This window comes from Salinicola socius (genome assembly GCF_001937195.1).
GTDB classification, from domain to species: Bacteria; Pseudomonadota; Gammaproteobacteria; order Pseudomonadales; family Halomonadaceae; genus Salinicola; species Salinicola socius.
On sequence record NZ_MSDO01000025.1, the window covers coordinates 140944 to 156484 of the forward strand.

Consider the following 15541-nt stretch of genomic DNA (forward strand, 5'->3'; position numbering starts at 1 on the left):
GAGCGTCGACGCAGGCTTCACTGCCGGATCGACGCGCTGAGACTTTGGTCGCAATCAGGTTATATGCCATCCCGTTTTCGAATGGACGGATCGCAAAAGGCCCGGGGATGCGTAAAATGCGCGCTTTTGCCCTCGGCAATTTCGCCTGCAAAAGGACCACGCGCATGACTGCAACAACCTCCCGGCCAAATCTATGGCGACGCATTCCCCTGTGGCAAAAGATCATCACGGGCCTGGTGCTGGGTGTGCTCGCCGGTGCGTTGATGGGCGAACAGGCCAGCATGTTCAAACCGCTCGGCGATATCTTCATCAACGGCATCAAGATGCTGATCGTGCCGCTGGTCTTCTCGACCCTGGTCGTCGGCATCACCGGGATGCGCGACCCGCAGAAGATGGGCCGTGTCGGCGCCCGTACGATCGGGCTCTACCTGATCACGACCGCTTTCGCGATCGTCATCGGCCTGGTCGCCGCGACGATCTTCCAGCCGGGCGTCGGCGCGGATGCGTCGATGAGCGCGGCGCAGCAGACCAACGACGCGCCGTCGCTGGTCGATATCGTCGTCGGCCTGGTGCCGTCGAATCCTCTTCAGGCGATGATCGAGGGCAATATCCTGCAGATCATCGTCTTCGCCATCGGACTCGGCATTTCCCTGATGCTGATCGGCGAGAAAGGCGAGCCCGTCGTGCGCGTCTTCGAAAGCTTCGCCGAAGCGATGTACAAGCTCACCGCCATCGTCATGGCGTTCGCGCCATTCGGGGTCTTCGGTCTGATGGCCAACGTCTCCGGACAATATGGGCTGGACGTGCTGCTGCCGCTGGCCAAGGTCATCGGCGTGGTCTACCTCGCCTGCATCGTTCATGTTCTAGTCGTTTATACCGGCCTGCTGAGCCTGGTCGGCCGATTGAATCCGATGCGCTATCTGCAGGGCATCATCGACGCCCTGGTCGTTTCGTTCTCGTCGGCCTCCTCCTCCGGCACCCTGCCGGTTTCGATTCGTTGTGCCCAGAAGAATCTCGGTGTCTCGGAAGGTGTATCGAGTTTCGTGCTGCCGGTGGGCGCGACCATCAACATGGACGGTACCGCGATCTACCAGGGTGTCGCGGCGCTGTTCGTCGCTCAGCTGGTCGGGGCCGATCTCACGATGATGGATTACGGCATGATCGTACTGACCGGCACGCTGGCATCGATCGGTACGGCCGGCGTACCCGGTGCGGGGCTGATCATGCTGTCGATCGTGCTGGCGCAGATCGGACTGCCGCTTGAAGCGATCGGCGTGGTGGCGGGAATCGATCGTATCCTCGACATGGCGCGCACCAGCGTCAACGTCGCCGGCGATCTGATGGTGACGACACTGGTCGGCAAGAGCGAGAAAGAGCTGGATCTGGAGGTTTACAACAGTCGCGGCAAGGCTTGAGTGCTCCAGTCGATGCTGGCTGTCGAGTTTCGGTACTGAACCCAATTGAACTGAACTGAACTGAACTGAACTGAACTGCCAGTCTGAGACGAGAGCAGCCCCGGAGAATGCCGGGGCTGCTGAATAAAGAACCTTGGAGTCATGAAACATTGGCAACTACGAGGTTCGATGACTCGAGTTGTTAGTGGCGTGGTTTGGTGGCGTCCTTGAGATTGCCCTTGGCAGACTTGGCATCCCCCTTGGCTTGCTGAGTTTTGCCTTTACCTTCGAGTTCGCGGTCCTTGGTCATCTTGCCAGCCGCTTCCTTTACCTTACCGGCGACCTTGTCGACCTTGCCTTCCGTCTTGTCTGACTTCGAATTCGTAGTCATCAGTACTACCTCGCTTTTCGTGGATATCCTTATCCGCTCGCCGCGTTGTCAATACCGAACCCTCGGCGACGGTGAGCGTATCCTCAGCGTAGTTCGCCGCGGAAAAGCCAAATGGAAAATTTGGTAATGTTTTGTGCTTGAGTGGCGGGCGTGACCACGGGACCGATACCAAGAGGCCGATCACCGCAATGGTAAACAGGCAGGAAAGGTGGGGGGGGGGGTAACCGGAAAGAAAAGAAGCCGCCCGAATGCGGGCGGCCCGACGACCTATCAGGTGCGCAAGTCAGGTGCGCGAGGTGACTTCCAGCAGGTGATATCCGAACTGGGTTTTCACGGGGCCGTGCACTTCGTTGACGGCACCATTGAAGACGACTTCATCGAACTCCTTGACCATCTGACCGCGACCGAAAGTACCCAGCTCGCCGCCCTGACGCCCGGAGGGACAGCTGGAATGCTGACGCGCCACTTCGGCGAAATCGCTGCCGGCTTCGATCTGCTGCTTGAGCTCGAGACACTTCTGTTCGCTGTCGACGAGAATATGGCGGGCGCTGGCCTGTGCCATGACATCACACCTGAATCTTGATCAATGGGAAAGGGCCATTCTACGAAACCCCACCGGCCTGAGTCACCGACAATCGATCTCCGTTTTCAGCCGAAGCGCCGCTCCAGATAGCGATTGATGTCCGCCGACTCGTACATCCACTCCACCGCACCATTCTCCTTCTCGATGCGCAGGCACGGCACCATCGTCCGTCCGCCGCCCGCCATCAGGTCCTGCCGATGCCGAGGATCACGCTGGATATCGCGCAGTTCGATGGGCAGCGCCAGCCGCTGAATCCGAACGCGAACGCGCTGGCAGAACGGGCAACTGTTGAAGTGATAAAGGGCGAGACGCTGGCAGGCATGGTCGATGTCGTTCTGTACTTCCGCCGAGCGCACGATTGGGGTCGCTGAAAACATGGTCGTTAACCACCTCAAAATTCGGTTGGACATGATGATCGGTGCCGCTCTTCTGAGATCGCGTCAGTTCGAAGGCAGCGACATATCGGTGTCCGACGTATCGGCCTCGGTATCTTTACTGGCTTCATCGAGCGCGGCGGCCTCCTGATCGTCAATCAGCACCGGAATCACCACTGGCGCGTTGAACGGCATCGTCATGCTTGCAGGGGTCGGCGCCGTGACGGGTGCAGGTACGTAACGCTGGGCGGGCGGTTCCGGGGGCAGCAGAAACTCGCTGGAAACCAGCGGCTGAGCGTTCTCGATGTCACCGGGCAATCTTAGCGTAGCCTGTATCAGTGGCGCGGCGAACTGATCGCGAAACTCCGGGCGAGAGACGCGGCCGCTACCGTCGGCATCCAGCGTGTGCCAGTTGCCACCCAGTCCCAGCCGTTCGACATCCACCGGCATCAGATAGCCATCGGCGTCACTATCCGCCGTCTCGAAGACATGGTCGGCGCTGACCTGGTCGATGCCCGCGGATGTCGGGTGGTCGACGACGACATCGCGACTGGGCGACGAAGTGGCACATGCCGCCAACAGCAGTGCCGTCGGCGCCACAGCGAGCCACGCCCGCGATCGCCAATCCCGTTTAAGGCTCATCGTGTATTACTCATCGTGGAACTCCCTTCGCGATTCGGGCTGACAGCGACGGTGGAATTAGCGCCGCGGATCGCGCAGCGTGCCGTCATCCAGCCGCTGCTGCCAGCTCTGCCATAAACTCAGTCGGCTCGACTCGCCGACTTCACGTCCACCCCCGCCCAGCTTGCTGATCCAGAGATGGCTGCCGTTGAAACTGTAGATCGGGACCAGATCGTTGCGACGGGAGGCGGGTTCGATCGGCTTGACGATATTGTCGAGAACCACAGGTGGCGTCGTCGGAGACGGTGCCCAGGTCACGACCATATGAAACTGATCGTAGGGGATGTACTTGACGTAGTGCAGCCGCAACTGCGCATCCGGCACGCCAAGCTCCCGCAGCGTCAGATACTTGGCCATGGCAAAATCTTCGCAGTCCCCCGCGCCCACGCCGAGAAACTCGAACGGCGTGGCCCAGTAATCTTCCACGTGCCACACATCGATATCGTCGACGAAACGCAGCTGATTGAAGAAGTCGTTGACCCCGGCCAGCTGCGTATTCACTGCCCGCCCTTGCAGCCGATCGATAAGCACTTGCCATTGCCGTATCCGCTGCCACCCCGTCTGGCCATAGATCGAGACAACCTGCTGCTCTGGGGGCAACCGCGGCAGCGCCTCGGCCGCTGGCAGTCCGCTCTGCAGCAGAACGACCATGCCGGCGAGGCCCAGCAGCCGCAAGGCGCGGCGGCCAGACGTGCCGCGCTCGAGAACTGACCTCATCGTGTCAGACCGACGCCACGAGCGTGCGGTCCGGGCTCATTGCAACGTCAGCGGCGAGATCGGTGCCAGGTAACCCTGATACCCATCGGCGCCCACCGCCTCCACGCGTTGGCGCTGCTCGTCGGATTCGACCCGTGTCACGATCACCCGCGACTCGACCTGATGCGCCGCCATGCAGAGGCTTCGCAGGAATTCGGTATCCACCTCTTCGCGCACGAAGAAGCCCTGGTCGATCTTGACGTAGTCGGGACGCAATCTCGCCAGATAGGCCATCGCCTGCAGGTTGCGAGCAAACCGATCCACCCCGCAGCGGGCACCCAGTCGATGCGCGCTACGAAACAGTTGCTGAACGATATCGAGATGCTCGAGCGCAATCTCTTCACTGACTTCGAGATCGAGCATGGCGGCGAACCGTGGATGCGATTCGAGCCAACCGATGAGCCGTCGATACGCGGCCTGATCCACCAGTGAATCCGCGGTCAGGTTGATCGCCAACCGGCCCTCGAACTGCCCCGCTCGCTCGCCGAGGCTCTCGAGCACGGCACGATCGAGCAGTGCTCCCATCTGGAAGTGGTTGATGACAGGGAGAAACGCGTAGGCCGGATGCTGAATATCACCCTCGTTCAGGCGAACGAAAACCTCGCGATGCAGTTCGCTGCCGTCGATCATCAGTACCGGCTGGGCCACGAAACTGACGTTGCGCTCGGTCAAGGCATGATCGATGACTTGCCGCCACTCCTGCCTTCCCCGCGCCGCCAGCGTGTTCTCGGGACGCACCACGACCCAGCGCCTGCTCAGCTCGATCGCGTCGCGCAGGGCGCTGTCGGCGCGTGCCAGCGCGCCTTCACGCGTCATTCCCGACTCTTTCAGCACCACACCCGCGCGGGTGTGCTCGGAACGCGTCTCGGCCAGCGGATTGGCATCGACGACGTCGTCGAGACGATTCAGCGTCTCCTCGAGCCAGCGCTCCCGCGTTTCGTCGTCGCAGTCCGGCAGGATCAGCGCAAATTCCTCGGCGGAAAGACGCGCGGCCAGTACGGCTCGCCCGCCCAGCTGGGCGCCCTGCAGATGACTGCCCAGACTGCGAATGGCCTGATCACGCGCCTCGAAGCCATCACGTCGGTAGAGTTCCTGCAGATGATCGATACGTAGAATCACCAGCGCCCCCCCCACTGGGGCCGACAGCCATTCGTCGAGCGAACGCGACAGATAGGCCCGGTTGCCGAGCTGAGACACGGCGTCCTGTTCGGTCATGCGCTGCAGCCGAACGACCTGTTCCGCCTGCTGCTCGAACTGCTGATTGAGTCGGGCCCCGAGCCGGTTGACCGACTCCGTGATGCCCTGCAGTTCGCGGATGCGGCTGGGCTGAAGCGGCGTGTCGAAGCCATCGATCTGCATGTCGGCGATGCTGCGGGCCAGGCGGTTGAGCGGCCCCAGCAGCAACTTGAAACCCAGCACGCACAGCAGCACGGCACCGACCATACCCACGGCCATCCAGGTCAGCATCTGCAGCGCCAGCGACCACAGCTGATCGTAGGCGCCAGCGCTCTCGGATGCGATGCGTACGCTGCCGAGCGCCGACCAGCCCCCGCTGATCTCGCGCTCACTCACCGCGTTGGGCAACGCGACCAGATGCTGGAACCAGCCCGGCGTCTCGCTTTCACGACGCGACCCGATGACCAACGGTTCTTCCTGGCCGACGGCTTCGAGACGAATCTGACGTACCGCGCCGCCGTCGGCAGCCGCCCGCATGAGCGTCTCGGCGCTGGTCCAGTCGCCGATCTCGACGAAAGGCACCAGCGACAGACTCAAGGCCTGGGCCAGGTTATCGACGTCGGCTTGCTGACGTTCCGCCAGGGATGCCCGGGTCTGATGCACCTCGATCGCGAAGATACCGGCTGAAAACAGCAGTAACAGGCCGACCATGATCGCGACCGAACGCCGAAACAGGCTCATAGATATCTCCTCAGCCCTGGGGGCGGTCGTTGGCGGCTTCCGACACGGGATAGCGATCGTCGGGACCACCGATCATGCCGACGTTCACCTGCAGCGTGTCCAGCAGCTGGCCGGTGGCGGACAGCAGTCGGTAGTTGGCCTGGCGTAGCGAGAACTCCGCCTGTACCTGCGCCTGCTGCGCATCGAAGAGCTCGGTCTCGCTATCGAGCATGTCCAGAAGCGTGCGACGCCCGATATCGAACTGCTTGCGATAGTTGACCCGAGTCTGCTCGCTGGCCTCGACGTGGCGTCTGAGAAACGGCAGCTGGCTGGTGATGTAGTCCCGCGCATTCCAGGCCAGCCGCAGTTCATCGCGGATCTCGCGCAACGAGCGATCGCTGTCATACCGCACGGCGCGCAACGCTTCTTCCCGCGAGTGCATCTCGGCACTGTCGATACCGCCGCGATAGAGATTCCAAGACATCACCAGATCGGCATTCCAGTCGTCGGCGTCGTTGCCCTCGTAGTCGTAATCGCGGCTGGCCAATCGGCTGGCCTCGGCCCGGAAGGTGGGCAGGAAATCGCCACGCTCGGCAGCCACCTCGTGTCGCGCCGCCTCGATCGAATGCGATGCCGAAATCACCAGCGGGTTGTCCGAGGTCGCCATCGCCATGGCCGAATCGAAGTCCCCGGGAACGGCGCCCATGTCGACATCATCGGGCAAGTTGAGATTACGGGGAGACTCGCCGACGTAACGCACGAAAGCCGAAACGGCATCGTCGAGGTTGTTGCGGGCGGAAATCAGGCTGGCCTGAGCCTGGGCCAGGCGTCCCTCGACCTGGCTGGTGTCGGTGGTGGTGCCGGCACCGAGCTCTTCACGTCGACGAATGTCCGAGGCGATCCGCTGATGGGTATCGACGTTGCGTTGCGCGAGTTCGAGCAGACGTTGCGACTGCAGCACGTCGAGATAACTCTGGACCGTCACCAGACCAATCTGGTTGGCGGCGGCCGCCACCTGCCAGCGTTGATAATCGCTCTCGGCATCGGCCTGGCGAATGCGCTCGATCGTGGTATTGCCGTCCCAGATCAGCTGCGACAACGTGATCTGGGCGCGACGATAGTTATGGGGATCGCTGGACTGCGAAACCCCGTCGATCTCACTCTCGTTCTCGCCGTAGCCGACCCGCGTTTCCAGATCGACGGAGGGCAGGTAGGCACCCCGCTGCGCTCGCGCGTCATCCAGGTTCTGCTGATAGCGCGCCATCTCGGTACGCGTGGTGGGATATTCCATGACCGCCTGCGTTACCGCCTGGGTCAGCGTTTGCGCCTGGGCATTGCCGGCAAGCGCTGCCAGGCCGGCGGACAGAATCCATCGCTTCATCATGACGCCTTGTTCCCCTCGTTCTTGTCTCGCTGCGTACGGTTAGCGTTCACGCATCGCCCCCTGCTGTGCACGAAGTATCGGTTTCAGCAGGTATTGCAGGATGGTCTGTTCACCGGTGATCACATCTACCGTCGCCTGCATCCCGGGAATGATCGCCAGGTCATCGACGTTTTTCCCCAGGTGATTGCTGTCGGTACGCACAGTCACCTCGTAATAGGTATTGCCCTTGTCGTCTTCTTCGGTATCCGGGCTGATTCGCATGACCTGTCCTTTCATGCCCCCGTAGATGGTGAAGTCATAGGCGGAAAACTTCACCGTCGCCGGCTGTCCCACGCGAATGAAGCCGACGTCTCGCGGCGAAATCCTCGCCTCGACCAGTAGCTGCTCCTCGATCGGCACGATCTCCATCAGACTCGCGCCGGGTTCGATCACACCACCGATGGTATTGACGTTGATCGACTGCACGCTGCCCCGAACCGGAGAAACAATCAGCGTCCGGTCGACACGATCCTGCAGGCTGACCCGCCCCTGCTGGAGGCTGTCCAGCTTGTTGCGCGCTTCGGTCAGCGCATCGGCGCTGCGCGAACGGAACTGCGCGGCGACGTCGCGACGCTTGCTGATCGCCTCCTCCAGTTCCGACTGCTTGGAAGGGATCGACAGTTGGGCGGATTCCAGATCGCCACGCTGATCATTGACCTCGCGCTGCAGATTGAGCAGGTCGACCTGCGAGACGATGCCCTCTTTCACCAGCGGCGCGGTAATCCCGAGCTGCTGCCGAGAGAGCTGGTAGCTGCGCGACAACGAACCGACCCGCGCCCGGATCTCCTCAAGCTCTTGCTGGCGCTGCTGAATCTGGGCCGCGGCCTGGTCGAGCTGCGACTGCAGACCATTGATGCGTGCGCTGTAGGCACTCGCCGCCGCGGTGTAGATATCCTGATTGGTCGTCTGGAATTCATCACTGAGCGGGATCGGCTGACGGCTGATCGCGACCTGATCGCGCCACGCCGCGGCATCGGGATTGACCTCGACGGAGGAGAGTTCGGCCTGATACTGCGCCACCGTGGCCTGCAGCCCGGCCAGCGTGGAGTTACGCTCGGCCAGGTCGGAAGTCGCTCGGGTCGGATCGATGCGTGCCAGCGGCTGACCGGCATCGACCACATCGCCTTCGTCGACGTAGAGCTCCCGCACGATGCCGCCCTCCAGGTTCTGGATCGTCTGCAGACGGGAGGAGGGAACGACTTGCCCCGTGCCACGGGTCACGACCTCGATGCTGGAAAGCCCGGCCCAGATCAGAAAGGCGATGAAGGCGGCCAGCAGGATCCAGATGATGATGCGCGAGCGCCAAGGCGTCGCCAACAGGGTAGCGGCACTGGCGTCGTCGGCCAGTTCCAGTTCGCGCGCGCTGGGCCGCGGCCACTTGACGACGTTATCCGCGCTGGCCATGCCGCACCTCCTGCTGGTTGCCGCCCGGGGCTGCGTCAGGTATCGAGTCGGCACTCGGCGGCGCCTGTACGCGGCCTTCGTTGAGCGCCTTGAGCACCGTCGGCTTGGGCCCATCGGCGATCAGCCGACCGGAGTCGAGGACGATGATCCGGTCCGCCACGTCGAGCATCGAACTCTTGTGCGTCACCAGCACCAGTGTCTGGCTGCGTGGCAGGTCGCGCAGCGTGCGTCGCAGCATCGCTTCGGCACGGTTGTCCATGTGCGAGCCCGGCTCATCCAGCAGCAACAGAGAAGGGTTGGTCAGGATCGCTCGTGCCAGCATCACAGCCTGACGCTGGCCGCTGGAGAGCAGCCGGCCACCCTCGCCGATCTGACGATCGAGACCATCGGGATCGCGTCGGGTGAATTCGCTCACTCCGGCGATGTCCGCCGCCCGCTGCACCGACTCGTCGCTGGCGTAGGGTTGGCCGAGAATGATGTTGTCGCGAATCGAGCCGAAGAACAGCGCGCTATCCTGCCCGGCGAAGCCGATATGACGACGCACGTCGGCGGGATGAATCTGATTGATATCGAGACCGTCGATGCGCACGCTTCCCGCCGTCGAGCGGTAGAGTCCGCTCATCAACCGCTCGACCGTACTCTTGCCCGCCCCCATGCGGCCGATGATCGCGACACGTTCACCCGGCTCGATGGTGAACGAGACATCGGTCAACACTTCCGCTGACTGTTCGCCGTAACGGAAGCCGACGTGGTCGAACTCGATGCGCATGTTGAGTTTGTCGCGATGAACGTAGTTCTTGGCCTCGTCGACCTCGTCCGGCAGATGCATGATGTGGTCGATCGCCGCCATGGCGCTGCGGGTCTGGCCGAAGCGCGTGATCAGCAGCGCCATCTGCGCCAGCGGCTGCAGTGCACGTCCCGTCAGCATCACGGCCGCGATCAAGCCGCCCATCGAAAGCTGGGCGTTGCCGATCAGATAGACCCCGAGCACCACCAGCGCTACCGTCGATATCTGGTTGACGGACATCGTGAGCGACGACACCGAGGTCGACAGGTTGCGGCTTTTCACTCCCCATTTGGCGATCTCGCCGACGGCGCGCTCGTAGCGGCGCTGCGTCTCGCCCTGTGCATTGGCAAGCTTGATGCTTTCCAGTCCCGCCACGCTCTCGACAAGTCTTGCGTGCTTCTCGGTCGCCAGCCGCGAACCCAGCTCGATGGAGCGCTTGAGCGGCCATTGAATGATGATGCTGTAGCCGATGAGGATGAGCAGCGCCACGATCGGCACCCAGACCAGCGGCCCGCCGACGATCCAGACCACGATCAGAAACAGAATCGCGAACGGCAGATCGACCAGCGTGGTCATGGTCATCGAGGTGAAGAAATCGCGGACCGAATCGAACTCCTGCAAATGCTTGACGAAAGCACCCACCGAGACGGGGCGAGCTTCCATACGCAGGTTCATCACCTTGGCGAAGATCTTGGCCGACAGCAGCACCTCGGATTTCTTGCCGGCCGTATCCAGAAACCAGGAGCGCACCTGACGCATCAGCAGGTCGAAGCAGACGATGATCCCCATGCCGGTCGCCAGCACCCAGAGCGTATCGAAGGCCAGGTTCGGCACCACCTTGTCGTAGACATTCATGGTGAACAGCGGCGCTGCCAGCGCGAACAGGTTGATCAACAGCGAAGCGATCAGTACGTCTCGATAGATCGGCGTCGAAAGCTTGAGCGTCGACCAGAACCAGTGACCCTCGGCCAGCTTCACGGTTTCGGGAGCACGGTCATCGAAGCGGTGCTCTCGCCGGGCGTAGATCACCTGGCCGGTCGCCTGCTCGCACAGTGAGGCCATGTCGACGGTCTCGGTACCGTCTGCCTCGGGAATGTACACCGTCGCCTGCCGACGCTGTTCGTCGCGCGCCAGCATCACCACGGCACGCCGCCCGTGCAGGATCAGAATGCACGGCAGCAGGATATCGGCGACACGATCCGCCCGCTGACTCACCAGCTTGGCCGACAGTCCCGCCCGCTGGGCCGCCCGCGGCACCAAAGACAGCGTCAACCTGCCATCGTCGAGGGGCAGACCCGCACTGATGACATCGGCCGATCTCGGCGTGCCGTGGTGGCGGGAAAGAAACATCAACGCGCCAAGAAGCGGGTCGATCTCCTTCTCTCCCACCGGGTCGGGTCGAAGCGGTGTCGGTTCTTCAGCCAAACCTGCGGCCTCCTGTCAGTCGATGTTCAGCCTTTGCCTTACCCATCGAGGTTCGTCTTGAGATTGCCGTTGTCCAGCAACGTCCTGATGATATCGGTATCCGAGTTGCCAAGCGTGGTCATATCGACGTTGCCGAATTCGATCTTCTGCGTCACTGCGCCATCCGGGCCGTCGGTCTTGATCTGCAGCGTAGAACCATTGTTGCTGCCCGCCGTCGTGCCTTTCTCGAAATGCAGATACTGCGAAGCCAACGAGGCCAGTGCCGCATTGGAAAGACTACTCGAGCCGATGTCGAGCATGTCGGATAGATCGACCACATCGCCACCGGCACCGCTCTTGAAGTCGGTGACCCGATCGATGGCCGGTGTCGCCGAGGAGCCCTGATCGCCGCGCATCCAGGCAAAGGTATCGCTGCCGTCGCCGCCGGTCAGAATATCGTTGCCCTTTCCACCTTCGAGACGGTCGGCGCCAGCGCCGCCGTCGAGGGTATCGTTACCCACGCCACCGAACAGGCGATCACGACCGGCACCGCCACTGAGCGTATCGTTGCCCTCGCCGCCCCGCAGGATGTCGTCGCCCTCTCCGCCGGTGAGAATGTCATTTCCTTTTCCACCGATCAGGACATCGTCGCCCTTGCCACCGCTGATCACTGTCGCACTGTTGTTGGCCACCAGCGTATCGTCGCTGTCGGTACCTGTCAGCGACTGACCGCGCTGATAGTCGACGGTCACCGACGCGGTATCGGTGCCCCCCTGGCTGTCGGTGAGAGTGTAGCTGGAGGTCAGCGTTGGATTATTTGGATAACCAATCTGCATGGTGAGATCGTAGTTCTCGGCCCCCAGGCCAGGATTAAAGAGTGTTGCATTGGCATCCTGTACGTTTTGGACCGTGATGGTGTAGTTGCGATCAACACCACTGAGGTTTGTAAAAGTTCCGCCATCGGCAAGCGACGTATCGCTTCCGCCCTCTGCTCGATAAGAGAGTGCAACGCCTGCTGCTGCCGTAGTCGACAGTGTCATTGACTCGCCCGCACGCAGAGTCAACGTCATGGTATCGCGAGCATTCGACCCGAAAGAGGGGAACAACAGTCCCGTCGCACCCGCCAGATAGCCGCGAACGATCGTCGTGGCGACATTGGCGGGCTGATTCGCGATCGAAAAGCTGTTCCGATTGAGCGCAAAATTGTCGCTGTTGGTAAACGACTGCGTCTGCACGCTCGCCGCGGTGAAATCGGCCGTGCGATCCTTCCAGCCGGTGGTCAGTGTCAGCCCCGTCGCGGTGGCGGTTGTATCCGCCTTGATGACATCGTTGGCCAGCAGGACATCGGCCCCGATCGTAAGACTCGGGCTCATGATATTGGTGATGATGCGATCATCCATCGCGACCGTCACACCGCTCTTGACGTTGATGTTCATGACCCCGCTGGCCGTATCACCGTCGCTGTCACTCAGCGTATAGAGAATCGAATCGACACCGTAGCTGCCGGACTTGGCGGTATAGCGATAGCTACCATCGTCCATATCCATGACCAGCTTGCTACCCAGCGCCGTGGTCACGCTCAGGGCATGCGTGCTGTTGTCGACACTGAAGACGGCCGTGCTCGAGGATGCGGTGACCGCACCGCTACTTTTGTCGAAGGAGTAGGTAACGCCATCGATCACCAGGCTCTTGATGTAACCACCGTCCCCACCAAACGAGGAGAGACCATGCGCGCTGCCACTGATCACCCCATCCTGCAGCAACGGCATTTCCACCGTACCGCTGACTACGCTAGCCAGCGTATCCAGGTTGGTGACCACTACCGCGTCGATATTTACTCCGCCCCGCCCGTCGTACGCCACGGGATCGAGATACGTCTGCTTGGCGTCCCCGCCGATCCCAAGAGCCAGCGAGTCGATGGCATTCTTGCTGAGAAACGCTTTCCAGGCGGACTCTTCTGAGCTGCTGATTCCGTCCCCCAACTCCGTTTCGGTGGAAGTGCCGGAATTGCCGTAAAAGTATCCGTACCGGTCGTAATAACCAGCGGACGGATTGTCGCTCGAGAGTGTCGGCGCCCCGTCGGAAAAGAAGTACGACACGTTCTGCACGTCACCTGTCAGCTTACCACCGGTATTCCACGCCATTTGCGCGTTGCTCAACGCATAGTCGTAGTTGGTGCCTCCGCTCGTCGTGAGCGCGTCCACCACTTTTAGCGCGTCAGGCACCGTCAGCCAGCTGTACTTGGGCGACGTGTCCAGTTGGTCCGAGAACGTCGCGAGTGCCACTTTGACGTTCCCGATATCGTCATAGCGGGTCAGCATTTCCTTGATCGATTGCTGAAGCACTTGCAGCCGGGTCTGTTCGACCCCGCCAACCGTGACTTTCTCGCTCATGCTGGCAGACGTATCCACCACCAGCAGTACGTTAGTGCTGACGGCGCCTTGGACCAGGCTCAACGACTGAGATTTCGCCACCGGCGAATCATCCTCTACGGTCACGCCGATCGAGCTGTTGGCCGTCACGCGGCCATCGCTGACCTTCACACCGAGATTGAAACTCAGCGTGTCCTCGCCCGCTTTCGGATGATCGACACCCGCTTTCAGCGTTATCTGATACTGGCCATTGGCATCGATCGTCGCGCGGACGATCTCCTTGCCACCGGCAGAGCCGATCAAGGTACCGCTGTCGCTACCGCTCCAGGTGATCGCGACGCCACCCGAGGTCAACGCCGTGGTCGGCGCCGTCAACGCATAGGTGAGAGTATCGCTATCGGCATCCGTCGCAACGACTCTGCCTGTAGTGACGGCGGAGTCCGTGGTATCCGATGTTCCGGCAGTGTCCGGCACACCGCCTGGCAGCCCGTCCTCGGAAACCGTCGCAGCGTTACTCTGGCCAACGATGACGGGCGCGTCGTTTACCGGATAGATAGTGACGGGAATCGTTACGCTGGTAGTCGACGTATCGCGGTTGCTGCTCTCGGTTGATGTGACCGAGGCGACGAGATTGAACGACCCGTTATAGTCGGCGATCGGCTTGACCGTCAGCGTGTTGAGGTTCCAGCCACCGAGGTCGACACTGGTCTTGCCGCTGGTGGCGACGAACGTATTGGTGCCATCACTGATCGTGGCACCAACAGGAATGCCACTCAGGCGCACGCTGCCAAGCGTCTCGGAGCCATCGATATCGGTCAGCGCTGCCGCGATCTTCGACAGATGAACGACGCTATCCTCGTCGCCCTGGTTCATGGCGTAGAGCTGATAGTAGCCATTGCCCTTTCCATCGGAGCCCAACAGCCCTGAATGGTTGACGTTGGCCGTATCCAGCGCACTGACATCCTGCATCAGCACGTAGTTGCTCGCGTTTAGCGGGACCGACGCGCCACCGTTGACGCCGACATTGAGCGAGTAGCTGCCGGCCCCCGCCTGGTTGTGGTGGTAGAGATCCAGCGTGTAGTAACCGCTTACCGTCGGCTTGTAACTGCCGGAATAGTTGCCGGAACTGCCACCCCACGTCCCCTGTCCGACCACGTTTCCGCCGATCAGCACGCGGATACTGTCATCGCCAGTGCCGTTGAAGGCATAGGTTTTCCCAGCTTCCAGATAGATTAGTCCCGACAGATGCGTCCCAGTGCCAACGGCCACATTGGTATTGGCCGCAGCCGTGACATTGCCACTGCTGGCGGGTGTACCGGCGCGATCGATCGCGGCCTGCATGGCGGCCGGGTCGGCGCCATTGCCGTTGGTCCCGAGCGTCGTGATGGAGAAGGTGTCGCGCGTTAAGCCAGCGCCAGCGGCAGTGTTACTGCTCAGGGTGATCGATGGCGCATCGGCGACCGCGGTGACATTGATCGTTGCCGTCGCCGGAGTCGAATCTTTGGCGCCGCTGCTGTCGATCGCCGCGTACTGGAGCGTGGTCGTGCCAGCCCAATCTCCCGCCGGCTTGAAATAGACCGTCGCGCCATTGCTGCTGGCGGAGATCGAGGCACCGGGCGTCAGCGCTTGAGTTCCCGCCGCGTCACGATAGAAGGTACCGTTGGCGCCAAGGCTCGAGATCTCGAAACTGCCAATGTTGCCGTCCACATCGGTTCCGGCAAGATTGACCGCGATCAGTGATGACGGATCCTCCCTGCCAGTGACACTCACATCCAGCGTCTCCGGCAGCTCATTGGTGCCGACGATCGTCACGGCGATCGTTTTCGTGGTGCCATCCAACGTGGAGACAGTGAAATTCTCGACCTTGGTTTCGCCAGCTTTCAGGTATTGCACCGCACTATTGGCAACGCTGTAACTCCAGTTACCCCCGGCGGTGATGGCAAGCGTTCCCAGGGTGCCGGCGGCGGCATTGGCGCTACCCGGCACGAAGCCACTCTGGCCATTATCCGCATCGGTCGCCGTCAACGCGCCGCTGGCGGTCAGGTTACCCGAGGTATTGACGTTGCTGTCTTCGGT

The 15541-nt window shown here is 61.7% G+C and carries 11 protein-coding genes; 1 reads left to right on the forward strand and 10 read right to left on the reverse strand.

The annotated features are described in order from the left end of the window. Positions 1-164: 164 nt before the first annotated feature. On the forward strand, positions 165-1415 hold the full coding sequence (locus tag BTW07_RS16535; RefSeq protein WP_075571273.1) for a dicarboxylate/amino acid:cation symporter: 1251 nt from the start codon (positions 165-167) through the stop codon (positions 1413-1415). A 181-nt stretch (positions 1416-1596) separates the two neighbouring features. Here the strand turns inward: BTW07_RS16535 and BTW07_RS16540 are convergent, their stop codons facing one another. The 10 genes from BTW07_RS16540 to BTW07_RS16585 form a co-directional block, all read right to left on the reverse strand. Then, positions 1597-1785 (reverse strand): CsbD family protein, encoded by a 189-nt coding sequence (locus tag BTW07_RS16540; RefSeq protein ID WP_075571274.1) that lies wholly within the window; start codon positions 1783-1785, stop codon positions 1597-1599. A 283-nt stretch (positions 1786-2068) separates the two neighbouring features. After that, positions 2069-2347, reverse strand: coding sequence for a peptidylprolyl isomerase (locus BTW07_RS16545; protein ID WP_075571275.1), 279 nt, complete (start codon positions 2345-2347; stop codon positions 2069-2071). Positions 2348-2433: 86 nt separating this feature from the next. Continuing rightward, positions 2434-2745 carry a glutaredoxin family protein gene (locus BTW07_RS16550; protein ID WP_075571276.1) on the reverse strand — a complete coding sequence of 104 codons (312 nt, stop codon included), beginning with the start codon at positions 2743-2745 and terminating at the stop codon, positions 2434-2436. A 63-nt stretch (positions 2746-2808) separates the two neighbouring features. After that, positions 2809-3384 carry an EF-hand domain-containing protein gene (locus BTW07_RS16555; protein WP_144076940.1) on the reverse strand — a complete coding sequence of 192 codons (576 nt, stop codon included), beginning with the start codon at positions 3382-3384 and terminating at the stop codon, positions 2809-2811. A gap of 57 nt (positions 3385-3441) precedes the next feature. Then, on the reverse strand, positions 3442-4140 hold the full coding sequence (locus BTW07_RS16560; RefSeq protein ID WP_110661427.1) for a transglutaminase-like cysteine peptidase: 699 nt from the start codon (positions 4138-4140) through the stop codon (positions 3442-3444). A gap of 36 nt (positions 4141-4176) precedes the next feature. After that, a complete protein-coding gene (locus tag BTW07_RS16565) occupies positions 4177-6096 on the reverse strand; it encodes an EAL domain-containing protein (protein ID WP_075571278.1) in 1920 nt (639 codons plus the stop codon). Positions 6097-6106: 10 nt separating this feature from the next. Further along, entirely contained in the window at positions 6107-7459 is a 1353-nt protein-coding gene (locus tag BTW07_RS16570; protein WP_075571279.1) for a TolC family outer membrane protein, read from the reverse strand. A 39-nt stretch (positions 7460-7498) separates the two neighbouring features. Beyond that, positions 7499-8902 (reverse strand): HlyD family type I secretion periplasmic adaptor subunit, encoded by a 1404-nt coding sequence (locus BTW07_RS16575; protein ID WP_075571280.1) that lies wholly within the window; start codon positions 8900-8902, stop codon positions 7499-7501. Beyond that, positions 8886-11114, reverse strand: coding sequence for a type I secretion system permease/ATPase (locus BTW07_RS16580; RefSeq protein WP_075571281.1), 2229 nt, complete (start codon positions 11112-11114; stop codon positions 8886-8888). Before BTW07_RS16580 ends, BTW07_RS16575 begins: the two co-directional genes overlap by 17 nt. 38 nt (positions 11115-11152) lie before the next feature. Continuing rightward, on the reverse strand, positions 11153-15541 hold a 4389-nt coding region (locus BTW07_RS16585), incomplete at its 5' end, for a VCBS domain-containing protein (RefSeq protein ID WP_144076942.1).